Here is a 21,456-nt window from a genome sequence, read left to right as displayed (position 1 = left end):
TGAGCACGCGAAGCTGAAGCCGTACACGTGCATGCACGCTGTACACGTATACGTACCCGCACTCGCCATCAGGAGCGCTTGATGCCGCAGATCACCGTCGACTACTCCGCCGAGCTCGACGACAGCTTCGACCGCCGCGGCTTCGCGCTCGCCCTGCACCCGCTCGTCGCCGAGACCGTGTCCACCAAGGTCCCCGCCTGCAAGACCCGGTTCCGCCGGGCCGAGGACTCCTTCGTCGGTGACGCGGCGACGGGCGACTCCGTCGTGAACGTCTCGATCGCGATGCTGCCCGGCCGGACCCCCGAGATCAAGGCGCAGCTCACCGAAGCCGTACTGGAGCTGCTGGCCGGGCACCTGAAGGCCGTCGACGGCTTCACCGTCCACGCCTCGGCCGAGGTCCGGGACCTGGACGCGTCCTACGTCAAGAACTGAGAAAGCCGCTGCGACGGGACGGCCGGTGCGGCGGGCGCCAGGACCGTGAGCCTGGCGAGCAGTTCGCCGAACGGGCCGTCCGCCGGCTCCTGCGCGAAGACCCGCAGCATGATGCCGGCCATCTCCTGGTCGTACGCGGCACTCACCGAGGCCAGCGCCGCGAAGTCGTGCACCAGCTGCAACTCCAGCTCGGCGCGCGGGATCCGCTTCCCGTCCAGCCAGAGCAGGGCCGTCGACTCGGCCAGTGACACCCAGGACCGCACGACGAGCTCCAGCCGGGCAGGCGGGGTCCGGACACCGAGATGCGCGATGATCTGCTCGTACGCCGCCTGCCGCACCCCGTCGACCAGGGCGTCGGCGCTGGACGAGCCCCCTGCCGGACCGCCCCGCATCAGCGCGGCGAAGCCCGGACCGTGCTGCTCGACGAAGTCGAAGAACCGGCACATCACCCGGATCAGCCGGGCCCCCAGCGGCCCTTCGTGCGCCTCCAGGAAGCGACCGGACAGCTCGTCGGCGGCCCGCTTCAGCGCCGCCTCGTACAGGCTGCGCTTCCCCGGGAAGTAGTGGTAGACGAGCGGGCGCGAGATGCCGGCCGCCGCCGCGATCTCGTCGATCGACACGTCGTCGGGCGAGCGGGTGCTGAACAACTCCAGGGCGACGCCTATCAACTGGGCCCTGCGCTCGTCGACACCCATCCTGCGCCGCACCCCGGTCGTCATACCGAACAGCCTAACGGTGCAGGTCGAGTGGTCCTCTCCTGCCCGTCCCTCCCCGGCCTCAGTGCAGGGCGCCCGCCCGGCTGCCGTCCGTCAGCAGCCCGTCGAGCCGTGGCCGGTCACCCTTCCTGGCCGGAAGGGCCAGCAGCCGCCCGGCGGCCCGGCCCTTCACACCTCCGGACGCGGTCAGCGACGTGAACTGCCGTGAGCCCGCCGCCAGTACGTACCACCGCCCGCCGTCCGACTTCCACAGCACACCGGCCAGTACCCGGGGTGAGCGCGCCCCGCACGCCGGTGAGTCCTCGGCATGTGCCGCCACCACCCCCGGAGGTCCGCTCCCCGGCGGCTGCGCGGACGGGGCCTGGAACTGGGCGAGCACCCGGCTCCCGGTACCCCGCCAGGTCTCCGCCCTGGTGCACACCCACTGTGCCGAGCCGCTCCCGTCGGGCAGCGGCTGCGTCGCGTACGTCCAGGAGTTCACCGACCGCACACCGCTGGACCGCATCGTCGGCAGCAGACACGCGGTCCGCGCCCAGCTCTCCCGCTCGGCCCGCCCCGACACGTCGTGCGGAGCGGACGGCGCACCGGAGGTGAGGCGTACGGGAGTGAGCTCACCGAGATCCGTCATCAGGCGCACAGCGGTGCCGTCCCGCAACTGCAGGGCCGGCCAGGAACGGCAGTCCGCCCGGCCCCCCGCCGCGGCCCCCGGCCCCGTGAACGGGTCCGTCACCCCGTAACGGTCGCGCGGTAACGGCCGGGCCGACGCGTGCGGTGCGAGAAGGTCCCGCAGGCCGGCCTCCCGCACCCAGGGCGCGGTCAGATAGCGGATCCGGCCGACGCGGCGCTCCACCACCAGCGCGCTCGCCGCCACCTCGTCCGCGCCGTCCACCCGGCTGAAGTCCAGCGCGGCGCCCCTCGACGGATCGGCGTCGCGCGGCTCGGCGTAGCGCACCACCCGCAGGCCGTCGTGGAACAGCACCACGGTCGCCGCACCGACCTCGCCCGCGTACAGCAGCTGCGGCGGTCCCATCGGCGGCCCGTCGGGCGTCCCGGGCGTCGCCGACACGGCCACCGCGGGTCCGGGCCGGGCCCACGCGGTGAGGGCGCGGCGCAGCAGGCGGGTGTCACCTCTCCGGTCGCCGCGCGTGGGCCAGACGGTGAAGTCCCTGCGGGTGGATCCCTGCCAGAGCCCGTCCGGCACACGGTGCAACGCGGCAGGATCCAGGGACTGCTGGTCGGTGCCGCGGCGTGTGTGGAGCGGCGCGGAGGCGATGGTCGGACCGCCCAGGCCGTCACCCGGCATCAGCATGAGCGTCCCGCACACCAGCAGTGCGCCGACGGCGGCCAGGAGACTGCGCCCGCGCCGCCTGCGGCGGACCGGATCGGCCGGCCTGACCTGCAGCGAGCACGGGTCGAACTCCGGTGAGGCCAGCAGGGAATGAGGCGCGGTGAGCGCGTCGGCCTCCAGCAGCGCCGCCCGGGAGTCGGCGACGCCCGCCGCGTCGAGGACCCGGCACACCTCGGCATCGTCGAGCCCTTCGAGCCCGCGCAGCACATGCGCGGCCCGGCAGGCCCCCGACACCCCGGCCAGGGCCTGCTCCAGAGCCAGCCCCTCCGCGCCGTGGGAGTGCGGAAACAGGCGCAGCCCCCACACCTGCGGCACCAACGGCGGTAACTGCGCCCGCCGAGGCCGGGCGAACCGCACGAGGGGGAGCCCCGCGTCCAGTGCGGAACGCAGCACCCGGAGCCGTACGTTCGCGTAGGCGCACCCCGGGTCGGCGCCCTGCCCGCCGGCCAGGGCCCGCTGTGCCAGCCAGTGGGCGGACAGCACCCGGCGGTTGCGGCCGAGCGAGGGTGCCAGCACGAGATACGCGATCCGCGCCAGCCGGGCGTAGTGCTCGGCGGGCACGGCCTCGACCCGCTTCCCGACGACCTGCTCCGTGTACGGGTGGCCGGCGGGCAACGGTACTGCTCGCAGTGGGGACATGTTCAGCTGAACGAGCGAATGGTGCGATGGTCACCCCGGCGCGCACGCTCCCGGGCGGGTCGCGCGGTTCCGCCGCGCGAGCCGGGACAGGCGAATCCGCTCGCGCGGACTGCACCCGCACGGTTTCCACGGTCACCTCGGACGCGCACCGGCGGGTGGAGGTCACGCAGTTCGGTGAGGGCCTCCGCGGAGGACGCACGGGCCATCGCCAGAAGCTTCTTCGCCCGCGCCGGGTTTTTCTCGATCAGCGCCTCGACGGTGCCGAGGTTCATGCCCACGCTATCCAGCCGCGCAAGGAAACGCTCCCTCGACCCCGAAACATCATCGCGTCCAACGGCCACGGTCCTCGCAACTCCCACAGATCGCGGGTGTTGCGAGGACCGTTAGAACCCAAGAGCTCCCGGGGCCTCGTGTACGAGCGGAGCGGTCAGGGCGCGTACTTGTAGCCCACGCGCCGCACGGTCTGGATCGACCGGCGGTACTCGGCGCCCAGCTTGCGTCGCAGCCGGGCCACATGGACGTCGACGGTGCGCCCGTCGCCCACATGCCCGTAGCCCCAGACCGTCGTCACCAGCTGATCGCGGGTGTGCACCCGGTGCGGGTGCGCCACCAGGTGCGCCAGCAGCTCGAACTCGAGGTAGGTGAGGTCGAGGGTGACGCCGTCCACGGCGGCGGTGCGCCGGGAGGAGTCGATCTGTACGGGCCCGCCCGCCGCGGGGTCGGCCTCCGGCGCCGGTACGAACTCCTGGTGCCGGTCGGAGAGGACGGTCCCGGCCGGAACGGGCTGCTGGTCGGCGGGCACGAGCACCAGGTAGCCGACCATCGGCGGCCGGCCAGGCAGCGCCGGCAGTGTGTGCTGGGGCGCGGGCAGCCAGGTGGCGCCCGGCGGCAGGAAGCCGGCCACATCGGTGAGATCGACGACCTCGTCACGGTCGACGGCACGCAGTCGGGGGCGGTTCGGGGGCGGGGTGGTGCGAGCGGTGGTGGTGGCCGCAGCGGGCACCACGGACGCCGCGGTGGCGGCGGACGCGGTGGAGAAGGTACGGGTGTTCGCCATGAGGGTCAGCTCTTTCGCGCGAGGAGTCGTCGAGAAGTGATCGAGGACGTACGTCGTGCGCGCGGGCCAAAGGCCGGGATGAGGCGGCTTTAGAGGGCCTGCGCGTTCCACGCGCGGCAACACACCCGGTCGAAGTCATGGTGCTGACGGGAGGGCCAGAACGGCTCGAGGTCGCTGCGACCCGACGCGGTGTACTGGAAGCTGGCCATGTCCCCATTGAAGCAGAGATTGCGGCTGCGCAGGAGGGCCCTCTCACCCGTCGATACGGTCCCGCGGGGTTACCTTCCTCACCTGCCACTCCATTCCTGGCGGGTCCTCAGCCCACGAGGCGCTTGCGCCAGTCCGTGAGGGGCACCAGGATCGACGTGTCCGGTGAGCCGTCCCACTCCACAGGGAGCCCGGCCTCGCCCAGCGCGTCGGCGACCTCACGGCCCACCGCCGCGGTGGTCCCTGCCGAGCCGTCGAAGCCCCCGTAGTACAGCGAGAGTCCGTGCCCTTCGGCGACGGCGTCCGTGCCCTGCGTGTGGAAGAAGACGAAACCGCGGGCGTCCGCGCTCCCTTCCGCGTGGATCTCACCCGTCCCGCAGGAGCGGCAGCAGGTGAAGTCCTCCCGCGCGGTGATCCCGCGCTCCTCCAACGCGGCGAAGGCCCGCTCGACGCGGTCCGCTCCGGTCACATCGGTCCACCGTGCCTGCTCCGCCACCCGCTCCAGCCACAGCCGCTCCACGAGCTTGCGCGCCTGCGCCATGGTGACCGGCCGGACGCCGTCCTTGACCAGATAGTCCTCGGCGGTCTCGGTCAGCGACTTCACGGTGCCGTATCCGCCGCGCAGCGACAGCCGGATCCGCTCCTCCAACTGCTCGCGTATCTCCGGGGCCGGATCGGGCACCTCCTCCTCCGAAGGCATACCGGCGCTCTCCCAGCCGATCCCGGCGTCCCAGTCAGGCTCCTGGCGCCCCCAGCGGGCCATCACCTCGGCCACCCGGGCCGGTGTATCGAGATCCACCCGGACATGACTCGCGGTGTCCCCGGCGCGGCACTCCAGCCGGTAGCTCCCGCCCGCCTCGTGCCACGTCTGCACGAAGAAGCCCGGCAGGTCGGGAAGACGCTGCACCACCAGGAAGCGGTCACGCTCCCCGCCGATCCGGTGCACCAGGGCGCGCAGGGCCTGTTCGGTGATGCGTGCGTGAGTCTGCTGGTTCTCGGTCTCCACCGTGATGTCGAGCATGGACCGAACCCTGGCACACCGCACCGACAGCGAGGGCGCCCACCGCGGTCGGTGGGCGCCCTCGCTGTCGGTGCGGTGCGGATCAGACCTGGCCGGCCTTCTCCAGCGCGGTGCAGCAGGTGTCGACGATCAGCCGCGTGACGACGTACGGGTCGACGTTGGCGTTCGGGCGACGGTCCTCGATGTAGCCCTTCTGGTCCTGCTCGACCTGCCACGGGATACGGACCGAGGCGCCGCGGTTGGAGACGCCGTAGCTGTACTCGTTCCACGGGGCGGTCTCGTGCAGGCCGGTCAGACGGTCGTCGATGCCCGCGCCGTAGTTCTTGACGTGGTCCATCGGCTTCGAGCCCTCACCGAGCGACTCGGCCGCGGTGATGATCGCCTCGTAGCCCTCGCGCATCGCCTTCGTGGAGAAGTTGGTGTGCGCGCCCGCGCCGTTCCAGTCGCCCTTGACCGGCTTCGGGTCCAGCGTCGCGGAGACGTTGAAGTCCTCGGCGGTGCGGTACAGCAGCCAGCGCGCGATCCACAGGTGGTCGGAGACCTCCAGCGGCGAGACCGGTCCGACCTGGAACTCCCACTGGCCGGGCATGACCTCTGCGTTGATGCCGGAGATGGCCAGGCCCGCCTTCAGGCAGTTGTCGAGGTGCTTCTCGACGATGTCACGGCCGAAGATCTCGTCCGAGCCCACACCGCAGTAGTAGCCGCCCTGCGCGGCCGGGAAGCCACCCTCGGGGAAGCCGAGCGGACGGTGCCCGTCGAAGAAGGTGTACTCCTGCTCGATGCCGAAGATCGGCTCCTGGCCCGCGAACTGCTCGGCGACCGGACGCAGCGTGGCGCGGGTGTTGGACTCGTGCGGAGTCATGTCGATGTGGAAGACCTCGCACAGCACGAGGATGTCGTCCCCGCCGCGGATCGGGTCCGGACACGCGAAGACAGGCTTCAGCACCCGGTCGGAGGCGTGGCCCTCGGCCTGGTTGGTGCTCGAACCGTCGAAGCCCCAGATGGGCAGATCCGCAACGCCCTGCGCGGGGCTTCCGGTCATTATCTTCGTCTTGGAACGGAGCTTGGCGGTCGGCTCGGTGCCGTCGATCCAGATGTACTCAGCCTTGAACGTCACGGACGCCATCCTTTGCGGGTGCTGCGGTCTATGGTGCGCAGCTTGGCAAGATGCGATTTCCCGGCCGTTGCCCGAATGTGAACCCGGTGTTACCGAGGTTTCCCGGCGGTGTCGGAGAGCTGGCCCACGCCGCCGGGAGGCGTCTCAGCCTGCGGCGAACTGGATACGGTCGGCCCCGGGCGGGAGCGGTCACAGTGCCGGGCGTCCACAATCCGTCGTCCGTCGTCCTTCGCAGAGGGCGGGCACCTCGCCGCTCACCGTCCCAGCGCGTCCCGTACCGCCTCGTCCGTCCGCGCCACCACGGCCGACCCGTCCTGCGCGGTGATGATCGGGCGCTGGATCAGCTTCGGGTGTCCGGCCAGCGCCGTGATCCACCGCTCGCGCGAAGCGGCGTCCTTCGCCCACTCCTTGATCCCGAGCTCCACGGCCTCCGCCTCCTGGGTCCGGGTGATGTCCCACGGCTCCAGCCCGAGGCGGTCGAGCACGGCCCTGATCTCCTCGGGTGACGGCACGTCCTCGAGGTAGCGGCGCACGGTGTAGTCGGCGCCCTCCGCGTCGAGCAGACTCACCGCGCTCCGGCATTTGGAACAGGCGGGATTGATCCAGATCTCCATGGGGCCCAGGATACGGGAGGGATCCTCGAAAAGGCCTCTGGCCAGGGGTGATTGTCAGTGGTGGGCAGTAAAATAGAGGGAGTTCGTGAGGGTTCCACCACTGTGCCAGGAGGTAGTCGATGGCCGTTGCCACAGCCATGACCGAGCCGCTCCACAAGCCCCTGCGGAAGAAGCGCCTGCCCGCGGGCAGGCCCCGCGAGTGGTATGTCTCGCACAATCGCCGCCTGAAGGCCATGCGCCTGACGATCGCCCTGCTCGACGCCGGTGTGTACCAGCCGTCGAGCGCCGACAACGCCCGGATCCGCGCCGCGGCGGACCGCCTGGCCATCCACCCGCCGTCCGACACCACCTGCCGCATGGTCCGTGCCCTGATCCGCTACGGCCGCTGACCCGCCCGCCTGCGCCCCCGGGAGACCGGGGGCGCAGGTGTGTTCCGGCCGCCCGGGCGTCAGGAAGTGCGACGTGTCACAGACAACGTGACGGGGGCTGTGGGAACTTCAACTCTGTTACTCATCAGTTGAGTTACCGACGTGGGAGTGGAGAGGGTCGAATGAGCACTCTGCAAGCCATCACGCTCGACCAGGTGGTCGACACGGACCGCTACCCCTTGTCGGCCCCCGAAAGTACCGAAGCCCGCGCCGTGGTGACGCGGGCGAGGCGCGAACTGGCCGAAGCGGGCTGCACCGTACTGCGGGACTTCGTCCGGCCCTCGCACCACGAGGTCCTGCGAGAGGAGTGCGCCGCCCTCGCCCCGCAGGCGTACTTCGACGTCGAGACGGTCAACGTCTACAACACCGACGTGGACGCGGACCTGCCCGAACACCACCCCGGCCGGCGCACCTTCGAGCGCGGCAACGCGTTCGTCGCCCGCGACCGCATTCCCGGGGACTCCCTCATCGGCAGGCTCTACGCCCACGAGTCCTTCCAGCGCCTCGTCGCCGACTGCTTCGGGCTGCCGCACCTGTACGAGCTCGCCGACCCCCTCTCCGGGCTCGTGCTCAACGTCGTACGGCCGGGCATGGAACACCCCTGGCACTTCGACACCAACGAGTACACGGTCAGCATGCTGACCCAGGAGGCGCAGGAGGGCGGCTCCTTCGAGTACTGCCCGAACATCAGGTCCGCCACCGACGAGCGCTTCGACGACGTACGGGACGTCCTGGACGGCAGCGGCGCACGGAATCCGGAGCGCCTGCCCCTGCGCCCGGGCGACCTGCAACTGTTCAAGGGCCGCTACTCGCTGCACCGGGTCAGCCCCGTCCGGGGCGACCGCGCACGCCACAGCGCGATCTTCGCCTACAGCGAGCGCCCCGGAGTCATCGGGAGCGTGGCGCGTACCCGCCAGCTCTTCGGCCGTGTACTCCCCGAGCACCTGGCCGCGGAAGGCCGGGCCGTACGGGGCGATCGACTGCTGGACTGAGACGACGGCGAACGGTCCCAGGCACTGCCACGCGCCCCACCGAGGAGAAGCCCTTGCGTCTCGACGCGTCCGGAAAAGTCTCGCTGGACCACATCTACACCGCGCCCGACCCCCGCACCTACTTCCAGGTGCTGCGCCCGCTCGGATACTGCGTCCCCCAACTCGCCAAACCCTGCTTCGACAAGATCCTCAGGGAGTACCGGGAGACCGAACGGGTGGCCGTCCCCCGAGTGCTGGACATCGGCTGTTCGTACGGGGTCAACGCCGCTCTGCTCAAGCACGACATCACGATGGACGAGCTGTACGACCGCTACGACGGCAGCGGCCCCGACTCCCGCGCCGCGCTGCTGGACCGGGACCGAGACCTCTCCCGACGCCCCGCGCGCCCCCTGCGTTTCACCGGCCTGGACGTGTCCGCCAACGCCCTGGCCTACGCGCACGCCGCGGGATTCGTCGACGACACCGTCAACGCCGACCTCGAGACGAACGACCCCACCCCCGCGCAGCGGGACCGTCTCACCGGGACGGACCTGGTGATCTCGACGGGCTGCATCGGCTACGTCACCGAGCGCACCCTCACCCGCGTCGTCCACGCGCAGGACGGCCGCCTCCCCTGGATGGCGCACTTCGTGCTGCGGATGTTCCCCTTCGAACCCGTCGAGGACGCCCTGGACGGACTGGGCTACCGGACGGTCCGGGCCGACGGGGTCTTCAAGCAGCGGCGGTTCGCGGGCCCGGAGGAACAGCGAGGCGTCCTCGACAGCCTGGCCGCGGCCGATGTGGACGCGAGCGGGCTGGAGGAGGACGGCTGGCTCTACGCTCAGCTCTACCTCTCCAGGCCGCAGCAGCACCGGTAGACCACTCCACCCCCACTCACCGAGAAGAGAGCCGCATTGAACGTCAGCCAGGAAGCAGCAGCCGGCGCGACCTTCGCCCGTGAAGGAAGCCTTCCGCGCGTGCCGCTGCCCACGCTCGAGGCGAGCTGCGAGAGGTTCCTCGCCTGGTGCGCCCCACTGCTGACCGCCGAGGAGCGGGCAGCGACGGAAGCCGAGGTCACCGCCTTCCTGCGGCCCGGCGGCCCCGGCCGTACCCTGCACGCCGCGCTGGAGGAGTACGACGCGACGGAGGGCGTGCACAGCTGGCTCGACACGTTCTGGCCGTACCGCTATCTCGGCCGCCGGGACCGCATCGCGCTCAACGCCAACTTCTTCTTCCTGTTCCAGGACACCGGCCAGGGGCAGCTCGGCCGGGCGGCCGGGCTCGTCGCGGGGGCGCTGCACTACAAGCGGCAGCTCGACGAAGGGCTCATCGCGCCGGTGGAGCAGCGCGGCGTACCCCAGTCGATGGTGCAGAACGCGTACCTCTTCTCCACGACCCGCGTTCCCGGCGTACCGCTGGACCGTGTGCGCGCCCCGTACAGCGAGCAGGCGCCCGGGCCGTCGGCGGCCCGGCACATCGTGGTCTTCCACCGGGGCACGATGTTCCGGCTGGACGTGCTCGGCCCCGACGGCGTCCCGCACAGCCTCGACGAGATCGAGGCCGGGCTGCGCGCCGTCACCGAGGTCGACGTCCACACGGCCGAGGAGGACCGGGCCGGCCACCTCACCACCATGGCGCGCGCGGAATGGGCGGACGCCCGGCAGTCGCTCCTCGCCGGCCGTCCCGGCAACGCCCGGACACTGGACGACATCGAGACCGCCCTCTTCTGCGTGTGCCTGGAGGACTTCGCGCCCGAGGACACCCAGACCGCCTGCGACGAGCTGCTGCACGGAGACCGCGGCAACCGCTGGTTCGACAAGGCCGTCTCCTTCGTCGTCTTCGCGGACGGCCGGGCCGGCATCAACGTCGAGCACTGCGAGCTGGACGGGACGACCATCCTCAGCTTCACCGACGCCCTGCTCGGCACCGAGCCGGACGAGCACTCCCGCCGGTCCGGCGCGCGCTCCCAGGGCGAGCCGGTGCCGCAGCACCTGACGTTCGAACTGGACGCGTCCCTGCGGTCCCAGGTGCGCTCCGCAGCCGAGGCGTTCGCCGCGTACGGGCACGACACCGCGACCCGCACCGTGTCGTTCGGCGACTTCGGCAGCACGGCCGCCAAGGCGCTCGGAGTGTCCCCGGACGCCTTCGTCCAGGCCGCCTACCAGCTGGCCCACCAGCGCGCCAAGGGCCACCTGGGAGCGACGTACGAGTCGATCGCCACCCGCCAGTACCGCCACGGCCGCACCGAGGCGATGCGCGTCGTCACCCCCGAGATGGCCGCCTTCGTCGCGGCGATGGGTGATCCCACGGCCGACCGCGAGACCCGCCGCGCCGCGTTCCGGGCCGCCGCCGGGGCCCATGTGGCGCGGGCGAAGGAATGCCAGGCGGGCGAGGCTCCCGAGCAGCACCTCTGGGAACTGGAACTGATCCAGCGTCGCCGCGGCGACGAGCTCGGCATCCATGAACAGCCCGCCCTGTACCGCTCCCCGGGCTGGCTCACCATGCGGGACGACTACCTGAGCACGAGCTCGGCGCCGTCCGAGAACATCCAGTACTTCGGCTTCGGCTCCACGAGCAGCCGTTGCATCGGCGTCGCCTACGTCCTGCTGCCGGACCGCTTCAACGTCTATCTGAGCACCCCGCTCACGGTGGCAGGCCCGATGCACGCGTTCGCGGAGCACCTCCGCGAGGCGGTCACCGAACTGCGCGAACTGCAGACGGACTGACCCGAGGCACGGGGGAGGGGGAGGCCGGCGGGCCACCCCTCCGCCCCGGCTCATCCGGCCTTGCGCGCCCTCACGGCCATGACGACCGGCGTGGGGGCTCCGTGCTCGGAGAACCGCTCGGGCGTCAGCCCCGCGTCGAGGAAGCCGTGGAGCAGGTCGGGCAGCGGGAGATGGCGCGCCCCGACCTTGTCGCGCAGGCCCCGGTCCGTCCACGACTCCCTGGTCCAGCCGGCGTCGCGGTAGCCGGGACGTACCACGACCGCCTCGGCGTCGGCGCGGTCGGCGAACCCACCGCAGAAGCAGGGGTGGACGCCGATGTGGACGAACACCCCGCCCGGGCGGAGTACCCGGGCTGCCTCGCGGAGCACCGCCGGGTAGTCGGGCACGTCGGTGTGCACCATCACGGCGACGACGGCGGGCGACGACCCGTCGGCGACCGGAAGTCGCGCGGCATCAGCCTGAGCGACCGGAAGGCGGCCCCGTGCGTGTTTCAGCATCCCGCCCGAAAGGTCCATGCCGACCGGCTCCCAGCCGAGCGCGCGCAGCCGTGCGGCGTGGACCCCGGTGCCGCATCCGAGTTCCAGGCACGTGGCGCCGCCGCCCGCGCCGAGGAGCTCATCGAGGAGAACGCCGAGGGCGAGCGGATTGCCGTCGGTGGTCCGGGCCGCAGGACCGCCGAGGAAGTCCTCCTCGTACCAGTCCGCGATGCCGTCGTACGCCGCTTCCGTCGCCATGTGTCGGTCCGATCCTCGATGAGTCGTCACCCCATCGTCCGCCCGGCGCACCGAGCCGGTCCCGGCCTTTCGCCCGCGGCGGAACGGCGTCCCGGCCGCCCCCAGCCGGCGTCAGATGTTGACGCCGAAGTCGGCGGCGATGCCGGCCAGGCCGGAGGCGTAGCCCTGGCCCACCGCGCGGAACTTCCACTCGCCGCCGTGACGGTAGAGCTCGCCGAAGACCATGGCGGTCTCCGTCGAGGCGTCCTCGCTCAGGTCGTAGCGGGCCAGCTCGGCGTTGTCCGACCGGTTGATCACCCGGATGAAGGCGTTGCGGACCTGGCCGAAACTCTGCCCACGCGCGGGGGCGTCATGGATGGAGACCGGGAAGACGATCTTCGCGACCCCGGCGGGCACGGACGCCAGCTCCACGTTGATGGACTCGTCGTCGCCCTCGCCCTCGCCGGTGAGGTTGTCGCCGGTGTGCTGGACCGAACCATCAGGGCTGGTCAGGTTGTTGTAGAAGACGAAGTGCAGGTCGGAGACGACCTTGCCGGCTGCGGTGCACATCAGGGCGCTGGCGTCGAGGTCGTGATCGGCGCCGGTGGTGGTGCGCACGTCCCAGCCGAGCCCGACCGTCACGGCGGTGAGGCCAGGGGCCTCCTTGCTGAGCGAGACGTTGTCGCCCTTGGACAGGCTGACTCCCACGGGTGTTCCTCCATTGCTTCTGGTCTGCGTCGTCATCCGGTCCAACGCCGGAGTGCCCCTTATGGTTCCATCAATTGCGCAACTTTGAAACTATTGGTGAAGGCCGTGGGGTCCTGGCGGTACGCAGGCCCACGACGACCCGGGAGGTGGTGGCGTGTTCGCCGATGTGGGTGTACTGGAACTGGTCACGCTGGTGATCCTCGCCCTCGTCCTGTTCGGCCCCGACAAGCTGCCGGAGGCGATCAGGACCGTGTCCGCGTTCATCAGGAAGTTCCGGGAGTTCTCCGAGAGCGCGAAACAGGAGGTACGGACCGGACTGGGCCCGGAGTTCGAGGACTTCGAGTTCGAGGACCTGGACCCGCGGGCGTTCGTGCGCAAGCACGTGCTGGACGGTGACGGCCTGGGGCTCGACGGGGTCCGCGACGCCCTGGACCCGCGGCCGGAACTGAACGAGGCCGTGGACGCCGTGCGGGACGCGGCCGACGCGGAGCCGGTCTCCCCGCGGAAGGACGGGGGCGGGGCGGCGGTCGGGCGCCCGCCGGTCGACCCCGACGCCACCTGACCCGCGACGCCGGTGGAGCCGCGCGGGCGTTGCCCGGCGGCTCCCCGGCGCTGCTCGACGCGGCCAGCCCCTGACGTCCCCGCCGGGGCGCGCGTTCACCGCCCCGGGGTGTCGCTCTCCGGGGCGGGCGGGTGGGTCCGGGGTGTGTCGCCGGGGGCCGTCCGTGCGGCCCTGGGTGTGTCCGGACCGTCGGGTGCGGGGCCGGGCGTCGCGCCGTCCTCCTTCATGGCCTTCGTCTCGCTCTTGAGGATCCGGAGGGACTGGCCCAGTGCGCGGGCGGAGTCCGGCAGTTTCTTCGATCCGAACACCACGATGACCACGATCGCCAGGACCAACAGGTGCCAGGGTTCCAGTCCGTTGCGGAGCATTGCCACCCCGTCCTTTCTCTCGTCGGTGCCGGTGTGCGTGCCACGGGGGCGCGACGCACGCACCAAAGATTGCTAGATTGCGCAACTGTACAAGCTTGGGGCGGGTTCAGTCGTCCCCTCCGCCGGAGCCGGACGAATGAGGGTGTACAGATGACAGGCAGCCACCGGGCGGCAGCGACTCCCCGGCGTGGCACGAGGGCCACAGCCTCCCGCCGGCGGCCCGGGCGCACCCGGATACGGATCGTCCTCACCACGGCGGTGTCGCTGCTCGTGCTCGTGACGGCCGGTGCGGGCTGGGCGTATCTCAAGCTCAGCGGCAACATCGACACCTTCGGAGCGGACGGGATCTCCGACGACCGGCCCGCTGCCGCCTCCGGCGGGCAGAACGTCCTGGTGATCGGTTCGGACGCCAGGACCGCCGGGAACAGCGAACTGGGCGGCGGTGACAAGAACGACATCGGCCGTTCCGACACCGCGTTCCTGCTGCATGTCTACGCCGACCGCCGGCACGCGGTCGCGGTGTCCATCCCCCGTGACACCCTGCTCGACATCCCCCCGTGCAAGCTGCCCGACGGCAGCTGGACCGGAACCAGGCATCAGGCCATGTTCAACGAGGCGTACACCGTGGGCCGTTCGGCGGAGGGCAACCCCGCCTGCACCCAGAACACCGTCGAGAACCTCACCGGCCTGCGCGTCGACCACACCGTGGTCGTCGACTTCAAGGGCTTCTCGGAACTGACGGAGGTCGTCGGCGGCGTGGAGGTGTGTGTGCCGCAGGACATCTACCAGAAGGACCTGGATCCGGGCCGCTCCACGCGTGGCAAGCGCCTCTTCGCCCAAGGGGTGCAGACGGTCTCCGGCCAGAAGGCCCTGGACTACGTACGCATCCGGCACGGCATAGGCGACGGCTCCGACATAGGCCGCATCAAACGGCAGCAGGCCTTCGTCGGCAGTCTGCTCAAGAAGGTGAAGAGCGACGGGCTCACCCCCACGAGACTGCTGCCGCTCGCGGACGCGGCGACGACGTCCATGACCGTCGACCCCGGCCTCGGGTCGGCCGACAAACTGGTCTCCTTCGCCATGTCGCTGAAGGACATCGACCTGCACGACACCAGGTTCGTCACCATCCCCTGGCGGTACGAGGGCGCGCGCGTCGCGGTCGTCGAGCCGGACGCCGGGGCGCTGTGGGCAGCGCTGAAGGCGGACCGCACCCTCGACGGCCAGGACGCCGGCGGCGGGAACGACGGGGAGGAGAAGGACTCCGGCCCTTCGCCGGACGCCGACGAGCAGGTCTCGGGTGAGGGCATCTCCGTCACCGTCCACAACGGTACCCAGGTCACCGGACTCGCCGCCCGCGCGGCGGCCACCCTGGAAGCGGCAGGCGTCACCGTCACCGGCACGGCGACGGCGAGCAGCCAGGACCACCGCACCACGGTGATCGAGTACGGCCCCGGCCGGAAGGACGAGGCCGAGACCCTCGCCCGGCTCCTCGGCACCGGCGAACTCCGCTCCACCACCGGCGGCCTGGACGTCGTGCTCGGGCAGTCCTACGCGGACCGGGCGCCCGGCGATCCGTCCGGTGAGGGGTCCGCGGCGGCCTCCCCGGCTCCCTCCGAGGTGCCGGCCGAGGTCGCCGAGGGTGCCCGCGCCGCGGACGAGGACCTCTGCGCCGGGCTCTCGTACGGATGATCCGGGCACCGCACCGCGCACCGACGGCCCCCGAGGTGCCGGTGGGCCGGCGCGGGGGCGGCGCCCGACGCTAGCGTGCGGGGCCGGGCCTGTCGTCACGGGACCGGGCCACCACCAGCGCCACCGTGTACAGCGCGAGGACCGCGGCGAGCAGCGGGTAGTACAGAGGCGGCAGCGCGGTCATGCCCAGCGGCGGCCCGAGCGGGGAGAGCGGCAGCAGGATGCCGATGACGGCCAGGCCTGCGGCGGCCCACCGGACCGGGCTCGCGGTACCGCCGCAGACGACGCGGCGGCCGGTGCGCAGCAGCAGCATCACCAGGGCCTGGGTGAGCAGGTTCTCGGTGAACCACCCGGAGTGGAAGGCGGCCTCATCGGAGGCGGCGGCGTCGTGCAGGGCGAGTGCGAGGACGCCGAAGGTGGCCAGGTCGGCGGCGGCTCCCAGCAGCCCGAAGCCCGTGATGAAGCGGAGGAAGTTGCGGGGCTGCAGCACCGTCGGCCGGCGGAGCGCGGCGGGGTGGAGCCGGTCGAAGGCGAAGGCGAGCTGAGCGGCGTCGAAGCACAGGTTCTGGACCAGGATCTGTGCCGGGAGCATCGGCAGGAAGGGCAGCATCAGACCGGTCACGAGCATCGCGATCACGTTGCCGAGGTTGGAGGAGAGCGTGATGCGCAGATAGGTGGCGATGTTCACGCTGCTGTGCCGGCCGGAGGTGATCGCGTGGGCGATGGCCGTGAGGTCCTTCTCGGCCAGGACCACATCGGCGCTCTCGCGCGCGACGTCCACGGCGTCACGCGGACAGATACCGACATCGGCCGCGTGGAGCGCGGGCAGGTCGTTGACGCCGTCTCCCAGGAATCCCGTGGTGTGCCCGTCGGCGCGCAGCACGGAGATGATCCGGGCCTTGTGCTCGGGAGCGCAGCGCGCGAAGACGGTGGCGCGGCGGGCGAGGTCCGCGAGCTCGTCGTCCGTGACGCCCTCGATGGCGTCGGCGGAGAGGACGACGCCGGGGTCGAGCCCGAGATCCGTGCAGGCGCGGGCCGCTGTGCCCGGGTGGTCACCCGTGAGGACCTTCACGGTGACGCCCCGGTCCGCGAAGACCTCCAGAGCGGCCGCCGCGGTCGGAGCGAGAGCGTCGCGCAGGGCGACGAAGCCGACGAGGGTGAGGCCGCGCTCGTCGGCCGGGGTGTAGTCGCGGTTCCGGGCGTGCCGCTCGGCGGTGGCGACCGCGAGGAGCCTCAGGCCGCTCCGCGCCTCCCGCGCGGCGAGCTCGAGCAGCCGGGCCCGCTCGTCCCCGGTGAGCGCGCAGCGCTCGAGTACGTCCTCCGCGGCGCCCTTGACGACCATCGTGTGAAGACCGAGGCGGCCTGGGCGGCGTACCACCGCGGTGGAGAGGCGGCGCACCGGATCGAAGGGCAGCGCGGCCACGCCTTCGTACCCCAGCGGCTCGTCCTCCTCGACGGCGTCCAGGATCGCCTCGTCCAGGGCGTCCGGGACGGGCAGGTCGGCGAGCTGGAGCGTCCACCAGGCGTTGACGCCGGCCCAGTGCAGCACCTCGCGGTCCGGACGGCCCCGCACGTCCAGCGCGTGGTGCAGGACCGGCCGGTCCTGGGTGAGGGTGCCCGTCTTGTCGAGGCACAGCACGTCGACCGCGCCGAGATCGTGCAGCGCGGGGAGCCGCTTGACGATCACCCTGTGGTCACGGGCGAGGCGGGCCGCCCCACGGGCCAGGGCGGTGGTGACGATGACCGGCAGCATCTCCGGGGTGAGTCCGACGGCGACCGCCACCGCGAAGGGCAGCGTCTCGAAGCCCCGGCCCCGCAGTGCCGCGTTGGCCATGAGCACCAGTGGCGGGGTCAGCAGCATGAAGCGGATGAGGACCCAGGAGATCCCGTGGACCGACCGGTCGAACGCACTGGCCGCGCGCTGCCCCGGGCCGCTCTGGGTGGCGGCGAAACGCGTGTGTGCCCCGGTCGAGACGACGACCGCGGTACCGCTGCCCGATGCCACGCTGCTGCCCTGGAAGCACAACTGCGGCTGGTCGAACGGCCCGCCCAGCGGCTCCGGCGCGTCGACGGGGTACTTGGCCACCGGCGCCGACTCGCCCGTCAGCGGTGCCTGGTGCACCGTGAGGCCGCTCGCGCGCAGGAGCCGCACATCGGCGGGGACCAGGTCACCGGGTCCGAGACGGATCACATCACCCGGCACCAGCTCGTCGACCGGGATCTCCCGTGACCGGGGCGCCCCGTCCGCGGCCGTGCGCCGCAGCACGGTCGCCGTGGTCGCCACCAGCTTCCGCAGCGCGGCCACGGACCGGTCGGCCCGGCGCTCCCCGCCCGCGCGCAGCACGCAGCTGACCACCACCAGGGAGAGGATCACACTCGCGGTGCCCCAGGCCGCCACCGTGGCCGACACCAGTCCCAGACACAGCAGCACCACGGTGAACGGATCCCGCAGGCTTCCCACGAGGCGGCGGGGCCAGGAGGCCGTGCGCCACGCGGGAACCGCGTTCTCGCCGAACCGGGCGAGCCGCTCCCCGGCCTCCGCCTCGACGAGCCCGCGGGGTCCGCTGTCCAGACGCCGCAGTACCTGGAGGGAGGTGAGTTCGGGCACCGGCCGCGGCGGCCACTCCGCGCCGGGGCCCGCAGGACCGGTACTTCCTGCCGTTCGGGTCTCAGGCACCGAGGTCACGGAGGCGGGGGGCCGAAGCATGCGCGGCACGGGTGGTCAGCTGGCCGATCATCAGCCGTACCACGGTCACCACATCGGCGTCGTCGACGAAATAGACCTGCCGACGTCCCTCCCGCCGGGAGCGTACGAGGCCGGCGAGCTTCAGCTTCGTCAGATGCTGGCTCACCGCGGGCAGGGCTCCGCCCACGCGCTGGGCGAGCCCGCTCACATCGCTCTCACCCTCGGCCAGGGCCCACACGATGTGCAGGCGCGGTGGCGACGCCAGCAGCCCGAACGCCGCAGCCGCGTCCGCCAGCACCTCTGCGGGCGGATCGTGCGGATCGTCGGAGTTCCCTGCTGCCACCATCGCTCTCCCGTCCGGCCTGGGCCGCGCTGTCGGACCCGAAGGATCTCAGTGTAGGTGCCGTGCCGAAGCCGGATCCGCCGCTCCGGAGCCGCCCGGGGAGACGGCCGGCAGGAAGCCGGTGGGCGGTGCCGAACCGCCGAATGGCTCCGCCCTCCGGTGGGAGGCGGAGCCATTCGGCGGAAGTGCGGGGCCGGGTCAGCCGGGAGGTGGCCGGCCCTACGAACCTGCGGCCTAGAGGTCGAAGTACAGCTCGAACTCGTGCGGGTGCGGGCGGAGCTGGATCGGGGCGATCTCGTGGGTGCGCTTGTAGTCGATCCACGTCTCGATCAGGTCCGGCGTGAAGACGCCGCCGGCCTGGAGGTACTCGTGGTCCTGCTCCAGCGCGTCGAGGACCGCCGGGAGCGAGGTGGGGACCTGCTGGACGCTGGCGTGCTCCTCGGGGGCCAGCTCGTAGAGGTCCTTGTCGATCGGCTCCGGCGGCTCGATCTTGTTCTTGACGCCGTCCAGGCCGGCCATCAGCAGGGCCGAGAACGCCAGGTACGGGTTCGAGGACGGGTCGGGTGCGCGGAACTCGACGCGCTTGGCCTTCGGGTTGGAGCCCGTGATCGGGATGCGCATCGCGGCCGAGCGGTTGCGCTGCGAGTACACCATGTTGACCGGGGCCTCGAAGCCGGGGACCAGACGGTGGTAGGAGTTCACCGTCGGGTTGGTGAAGGCCAGCAGCGACGGGGCGTGCTTCAGGATGCCGCCGATGTAGTAGCGCGCCATGTCCGACAGGCCGGCGTAACCCTGCTCGTCGTAGAAGAGCGGCGTGCCGCCCTGCCACAGCGACTGGTGCACGTGCATGCCGGAGCCGTTGTCACCGAAGATCGGCTTGGGCATGAAGGTCGCGGTCTTGCCGTTGCGCCAGGCGACGTTCTTCACGATGTACTTGAAGAGCATCAGGTCGTCGGCCGCGGCGAGCAGCGTGTTGAACTTGTAGTTGATCTCGGCCTGGCCGGCGGTGCCGACCTCGTGGTGCTGGCGCTCGACCTGGAGGCCGTTCTTGTCCAGCTCCAGGGAGATCTCGGCACGCAGGTCGGCGAAGTGGTCGACCGGCGGGGTCGGGAAGTAGCCGCCCTTGTAGCGGACCTTGTAACCCCGGTTGTTCTCGGTGGCACCGGTGTTCCAGGCGCCGGCCTCGGAGTCGATGTGGTAGAAGCTCTCGTTCGCCGACGTCTGGAAGCGGACGTTGTCGAAGACGTAGAACTCCGCCTCGGGACCGAAGTACGCGGTGTCGGCGACGCCGGTCGACGCGAGGTAGGCCTCGGCCTTCTTGGCCACGTTCCGCGGGTCACGGCTGTACTGCTCGCCGGTGATCGGGTCGTGGATGAAGAAGTTGACGTTCACCGTCTTGTCGCGGCGGAACGGGTCCACCCGGGCCGTCGACAGGTCCGCGCGGAGCGCCATGTCGGACTCGTGGATGGCCTGGAATCCGCGGATCGAGGATCCGTCGAAAGCCAGTTCCTCGGCCGGGTCGAAGCTCGCTGCCGGAATCGTGAAGTGCTGCATCACACCCGGCAGGTCGCAGAACCGGACGTCGATGAACTTGACGTCGTTGTCGGCGATGTACTTCTGGACTTCGTCGGCGTTCTGGAACATCCAACTCCTCCTACTCCCGACCCGGGAAAGGGCGGGGTTGCAGCTCGTCTGTGTGGCCAGTGCGGTGGCACACGCTGGACCCGACCATAGGCAGACGGGATTTCTCCAGCATGACCCATTTGTTTCGCTCAAGTTAACCAGCCCGGTTGCGGGCGGCACCTCGGCGACATGTTCGGTGCCCCGCCCGACCGGGCGCAAACAGGGGCGCAGTACCGTGGACGGGTGGACAACAGGCAAGCAATCGGATCGTGGCTCTCGGGGCCGCGCGCGGCGGCCGAGGAGATGGGCGCCGACTTCGGTTACCGGGGCGAGCGCCTCGGTCTGCCCCAGGAAGGCCCGGGGTCCGTGGCCCCGCTCGGCCGGCGCTTCGGGGCCCTCTTCATCGACTGGGCCCTGTGCATGCTGATCGCATACGGGCTGCTCGCTCGCGGTGACCAGCAGGCGGCCGGGAACTGGGCGCTCGGCGTCTTCCTCGTCATGAGCCTGCTGACGCTCGGAACCGTCGGTTCCACCCCGGGCAAGCGGATTCTCGGCCTGCGGGTCATCGGCGAGGACGGTGGCAGGCTCGGTGCCGTGCGGGTCGTCGTACGGAGCGTGCTGCTCCTCCTGGTGATCCCGGCCATCGTCTGGGACCGCGACAGCCGCGGCCTCCACGACCGGCTGGCCCGCGCCGTCCAGGTCCGTATCTGAGGCGTACGGGAAGAGAGAGCGGCCCCGGACGACGTGCTCGTCCGGGGCCGCTCCTCGTATGTGCTCGGTCAGCGCATCTTTCCGCCGCGCGGCATCCGCATGCCCTTCGGCATCGGGCCCTTCGGCAGCGGCATGTTGCTCATCAGGTCGCCCATCGCCCGGAGCCGGTCGTTGGCCGCGGTCACCTGCGGGCCGGTCAGGACCCGGGGGAGCTTCAGCATCGTGGTACGCACCTTCTTCAGCGGCACCTGGCCCTCGCCGTCGCCGACGATGATGTCGTGCACCGGTACGTCGATGACGATGCGGGCCATCCGCTTCTTCTCGGCCGCCAGCAGGCTCTTCACCCGGTTCGGGTTGCCCTCCGCCACCAGGACGATGCCGGCCTTGCCGACCGCCCGGTGGACGACGTCCTGGCTGCGGTTCATCGCGACGGCCGGGGTCGTGGTCCATCCGCGGCCCACCCGGTCCAGCACCGCCGCCGCGGCGCCGGGCTGGCCCTCCATCTGGCCGAAGGCCGCACGCTCGGCACGCCGCCCGAAGATGATCGCCATCGCGAGGAAGGCCAGGACGAAGCCCAGGATGCCCGCGTAGATGGGGTGACCGATCAGGAAGCCGATGGCGAGGAGGACACCGAAGGTGACGATTCCCACACCCGCGACGACAAGACCCACCTTGGGGTCCGACCGCCTGGTCATCTTGTAGGTCAGGGCGATCTGCTTGAGCCGCCCCGCGTTCTCGGCGCTGTCCGCGCCTTCAGTGTTTGCCTTCCTCGCCATG

The 21,456-nt window shown here is 71.3% G+C and carries 21 protein-coding genes and 1 pseudogene; 8 read left to right on the top strand and 14 right to left on the bottom strand.

What is annotated here, in order from left to right:
* Positions 1 to 81: 81 nt before the first annotated feature.
* The gene (locus ACFYQ5_RS16325) at positions 82 to 432 is read left to right on the top strand and encodes a 5-carboxymethyl-2-hydroxymuconate Delta-isomerase (RefSeq protein WP_389197970.1); all 351 of its coding nucleotides are present in this window, start codon (positions 82 to 84) and stop codon (positions 430 to 432) included.
* On the opposite strand, the gene ACFYQ5_RS16320 is transcribed toward ACFYQ5_RS16325, so the two are convergent.
* From ACFYQ5_RS16320 to ACFYQ5_RS16290, 7 genes and pseudogenes are all read right to left on the bottom strand, one after another.
* On the bottom strand, positions 417 to 1,151 hold the full coding sequence (locus ACFYQ5_RS16320; protein ID WP_389197969.1) for a TetR/AcrR family transcriptional regulator: 735 nt from the start codon (positions 1,149 to 1,151) through the stop codon (positions 417 to 419). The genes ACFYQ5_RS16325 and ACFYQ5_RS16320 overlap by 16 nt on opposite strands.
* Before the next feature lie 58 nt (positions 1,152 to 1,209).
* A complete protein-coding gene (locus ACFYQ5_RS16315) occupies positions 1,210 to 3,135 on the bottom strand; it encodes a hypothetical protein (protein WP_389197968.1) in 1,926 nt (641 codons plus the stop codon).
* Between the two features lie 83 nt (positions 3,136 to 3,218).
* Positions 3,219 to 3,428: pseudogene (locus ACFYQ5_RS16310) on the bottom strand (histidine kinase); the annotation flags it as partial.
* A gap of 134 nt (positions 3,429 to 3,562) precedes the next feature.
* The gene (locus tag ACFYQ5_RS16305; RefSeq protein WP_389197967.1) at positions 3,563 to 4,192 is read right to left on the bottom strand and encodes a winged helix-turn-helix domain-containing protein; all 630 of its coding nucleotides are present in this window, start codon (positions 4,190 to 4,192) and stop codon (positions 3,563 to 3,565) included.
* A gap of 316 nt (positions 4,193 to 4,508) precedes the next feature.
* The gene (locus ACFYQ5_RS16300; RefSeq protein ID WP_389197966.1) at positions 4,509 to 5,420 is read right to left on the bottom strand and encodes a DUF6891 domain-containing protein; all 912 of its coding nucleotides are present in this window, start codon (positions 5,418 to 5,420) and stop codon (positions 4,509 to 4,511) included.
* 82 nt (positions 5,421 to 5,502) lie between these two features.
* Positions 5,503 to 6,537: a glutamine synthetase gene (glnII, locus tag ACFYQ5_RS16295; RefSeq protein WP_389197965.1), complete on the bottom strand. Its 1,035-nt coding sequence runs from the start codon at positions 6,535 to 6,537 to the stop codon at positions 5,503 to 5,505.
* A 254-nt stretch (positions 6,538 to 6,791) separates the two neighbouring features.
* Complete coding sequence (locus tag ACFYQ5_RS16290; protein WP_389197964.1) at positions 6,792 to 7,151, bottom strand: arsenate reductase family protein; 360 nt, start codon at positions 7,149 to 7,151, stop codon at positions 6,792 to 6,794.
* A gap of 119 nt (positions 7,152 to 7,270) precedes the next feature.
* Here ACFYQ5_RS16290 and ACFYQ5_RS16285 point away from each other — a divergent pair, with 119 nt between their 5' ends.
* The 4 genes from ACFYQ5_RS16285 to ACFYQ5_RS16270 all read left to right on the top strand — a co-directional run bounded on the left by ACFYQ5_RS16285 (position 7,271) and on the right by ACFYQ5_RS16270 (position 11,276).
* Positions 7,271 to 7,540, top strand: a complete 270-nt coding sequence (locus tag ACFYQ5_RS16285; RefSeq protein ID WP_389197963.1) for a hypothetical protein — start codon at positions 7,271 to 7,273, stop codon at positions 7,538 to 7,540.
* A 161-nt stretch (positions 7,541 to 7,701) separates the two neighbouring features.
* The gene (locus ACFYQ5_RS16280; protein ID WP_389197962.1) at positions 7,702 to 8,571 is read left to right on the top strand and encodes an arpA protein; all 870 of its coding nucleotides are present in this window, start codon (positions 7,702 to 7,704) and stop codon (positions 8,569 to 8,571) included.
* 53 nt (positions 8,572 to 8,624) lie between these two features.
* A complete protein-coding gene (locus ACFYQ5_RS16275) occupies positions 8,625 to 9,428 on the top strand; it encodes a class I SAM-dependent methyltransferase (protein WP_389197961.1) in 804 nt (267 codons plus the stop codon).
* Between the two features lie 99 nt (positions 9,429 to 9,527).
* Entirely contained in the window at positions 9,528 to 11,276 is a 1,749-nt protein-coding gene (locus ACFYQ5_RS16270) for a choline/carnitine O-acyltransferase (RefSeq protein ID WP_389197960.1), read from the top strand.
* A gap of 50 nt (positions 11,277 to 11,326) precedes the next feature.
* Here ACFYQ5_RS16270 and ACFYQ5_RS16265 read toward each other — a convergent pair whose 3' ends face one another.
* Both ACFYQ5_RS16265 and ACFYQ5_RS16260 read right to left on the bottom strand, forming a co-directional pair.
* Positions 11,327 to 12,010 (bottom strand): class I SAM-dependent methyltransferase, encoded by a 684-nt coding sequence (locus ACFYQ5_RS16265; protein WP_389197959.1) that lies wholly within the window; start codon positions 12,008 to 12,010, stop codon positions 11,327 to 11,329.
* 111 nt (positions 12,011 to 12,121) lie between these two features.
* On the bottom strand, positions 12,122 to 12,697 hold the full coding sequence (locus ACFYQ5_RS16260; protein ID WP_389197958.1) for a TerD family protein: 576 nt from the start codon (positions 12,695 to 12,697) through the stop codon (positions 12,122 to 12,124).
* Between the two features lie 154 nt (positions 12,698 to 12,851).
* Between ACFYQ5_RS16260 and ACFYQ5_RS16255 the strand changes: the two genes are divergently transcribed.
* Complete coding sequence (locus ACFYQ5_RS16255; protein WP_389197957.1) at positions 12,852 to 13,259, top strand: sec-independent translocase; 408 nt, start codon at positions 12,852 to 12,854, stop codon at positions 13,257 to 13,259.
* A 95-nt stretch (positions 13,260 to 13,354) separates the two neighbouring features.
* Here ACFYQ5_RS16255 and tatA read toward each other — a convergent pair whose 3' ends face one another.
* Positions 13,355 to 13,627 carry a Sec-independent protein translocase subunit TatA gene (gene tatA / locus ACFYQ5_RS16250; protein WP_389197956.1) on the bottom strand — a complete coding sequence of 91 codons (273 nt, stop codon included), beginning with the start codon at positions 13,625 to 13,627 and terminating at the stop codon, positions 13,355 to 13,357.
* Between the two features lie 150 nt (positions 13,628 to 13,777).
* On the opposite strand from tatA, the gene ACFYQ5_RS16245 reads away from it, so the two are divergent.
* Entirely contained in the window at positions 13,778 to 15,316 is a 1,539-nt protein-coding gene (locus tag ACFYQ5_RS16245) for an LCP family protein (protein WP_389197955.1), read from the top strand.
* A 70-nt stretch (positions 15,317 to 15,386) separates the two neighbouring features.
* Here the strand turns inward: ACFYQ5_RS16245 and mgtA are convergent, their stop codons facing one another.
* The 3 genes from mgtA to glnA form a co-directional block, all read right to left on the bottom strand.
* Positions 15,387 to 18,023, bottom strand: a complete 2,637-nt coding sequence (gene mgtA, locus ACFYQ5_RS16240; RefSeq protein WP_389197954.1) for a magnesium-translocating P-type ATPase — start codon at positions 18,021 to 18,023, stop codon at positions 15,387 to 15,389.
* Positions 17,986 to 18,348: an ArsR/SmtB family transcription factor gene (locus tag ACFYQ5_RS16235; RefSeq protein WP_389197953.1), complete on the bottom strand. Its 363-nt coding sequence runs from the start codon at positions 18,346 to 18,348 to the stop codon at positions 17,986 to 17,988. The genes mgtA and ACFYQ5_RS16235 overlap by 38 nt, the downstream gene beginning before the upstream one ends.
* Before the next feature lie 231 nt (positions 18,349 to 18,579).
* Positions 18,580 to 19,989: a type I glutamate--ammonia ligase gene (gene glnA / locus ACFYQ5_RS16230; RefSeq protein WP_389197952.1), complete on the bottom strand. Its 1,410-nt coding sequence runs from the start codon at positions 19,987 to 19,989 to the stop codon at positions 18,580 to 18,582.
* Positions 19,990 to 20,211: 222 nt separating this feature from the next.
* On the opposite strand from glnA, the gene ACFYQ5_RS16225 reads away from it, so the two are divergent.
* The gene (locus tag ACFYQ5_RS16225) at positions 20,212 to 20,679 is read left to right on the top strand and encodes an RDD family protein (protein ID WP_389197951.1); all 468 of its coding nucleotides are present in this window, start codon (positions 20,212 to 20,214) and stop codon (positions 20,677 to 20,679) included.
* Between the two features lie 68 nt (positions 20,680 to 20,747).
* Here ACFYQ5_RS16225 and ACFYQ5_RS16220 read toward each other — a convergent pair whose 3' ends face one another.
* Positions 20,748 to 21,455, bottom strand: coding sequence for a DUF4191 domain-containing protein (locus ACFYQ5_RS16220; protein WP_389197950.1), 708 nt, complete (start codon positions 21,453 to 21,455; stop codon positions 20,748 to 20,750).
* Between the last annotated feature and the right edge of the window lies 1 nt (position 21,456).

The organism is Streptomyces sp. NPDC005794 (genome assembly GCF_042871445.1).
In the GTDB taxonomy this organism is placed as follows: domain Bacteria; phylum Actinomycetota; class Actinomycetes; order Streptomycetales; family Streptomycetaceae; genus Streptomyces.
The sequence above is the reverse complement of the archived record's forward strand: the minus strand, read 5'-3'. Positions and strand labels throughout refer to the sequence as shown.

Coding starts and splice junctions, on each gene's coding strand:
- ACFYQ5_RS16325 (WP_389197970.1), top strand. CDS start 82: ATGCCGCAGATCACCGTCGACTACTCCGCCGAGCTCGACGACAGCTTC.
- ACFYQ5_RS16320 (WP_389197969.1), bottom strand. CDS start 1,151: ATGACGACCGGGGTGCGGCGCAGGATGGGTGTCGACGAGCGCAGGGCC.
- ACFYQ5_RS16315 (WP_389197968.1), bottom strand. CDS start 3,135: ATGTCCCCACTGCGAGCAGTACCGTTGCCCGCCGGCCACCCGTACACG.
- ACFYQ5_RS16305 (WP_389197967.1), bottom strand. CDS start 4,192: ATGGCGAACACCCGTACCTTCTCCACCGCGTCCGCCGCCACCGCGGCG.
- ACFYQ5_RS16300 (WP_389197966.1), bottom strand. CDS start 5,420: ATGCTCGACATCACGGTGGAGACCGAGAACCAGCAGACTCACGCACGC.
- ACFYQ5_RS16290 (WP_389197964.1), bottom strand. CDS start 7,151: ATGGAGATCTGGATCAATCCCGCCTGTTCCAAATGCCGGAGCGCGGTG.
- ACFYQ5_RS16285 (WP_389197963.1), top strand. CDS start 7,271: ATGGCCGTTGCCACAGCCATGACCGAGCCGCTCCACAAGCCCCTGCGG.
- ACFYQ5_RS16280 (WP_389197962.1), top strand. CDS start 7,702: ATGAGCACTCTGCAAGCCATCACGCTCGACCAGGTGGTCGACACGGAC.
- ACFYQ5_RS16265 (WP_389197959.1), bottom strand. CDS start 12,010: ATGGCGACGGAAGCGGCGTACGACGGCATCGCGGACTGGTACGAGGAG.
- tatA (WP_389197956.1), bottom strand. CDS start 13,627: ATGCTCCGCAACGGACTGGAACCCTGGCACCTGTTGGTCCTGGCGATC.
- ACFYQ5_RS16245 (WP_389197955.1), top strand. CDS start 13,778: ATGACAGGCAGCCACCGGGCGGCAGCGACTCCCCGGCGTGGCACGAGG.
- mgtA (WP_389197954.1), bottom strand. CDS start 18,023: ATGCTTCGGCCCCCCGCCTCCGTGACCTCGGTGCCTGAGACCCGAACG.
- ACFYQ5_RS16235 (WP_389197953.1), bottom strand. CDS start 18,348: ATGGTGGCAGCAGGGAACTCCGACGATCCGCACGATCCGCCCGCAGAG.
- glnA (WP_389197952.1), bottom strand. CDS start 19,989: ATGTTCCAGAACGCCGACGAAGTCCAGAAGTACATCGCCGACAACGAC.
- ACFYQ5_RS16220 (WP_389197950.1), bottom strand. CDS start 21,455: ATGGCGAGGAAGGCAAACACTGAAGGCGCGGACAGCGCCGAGAACGCG.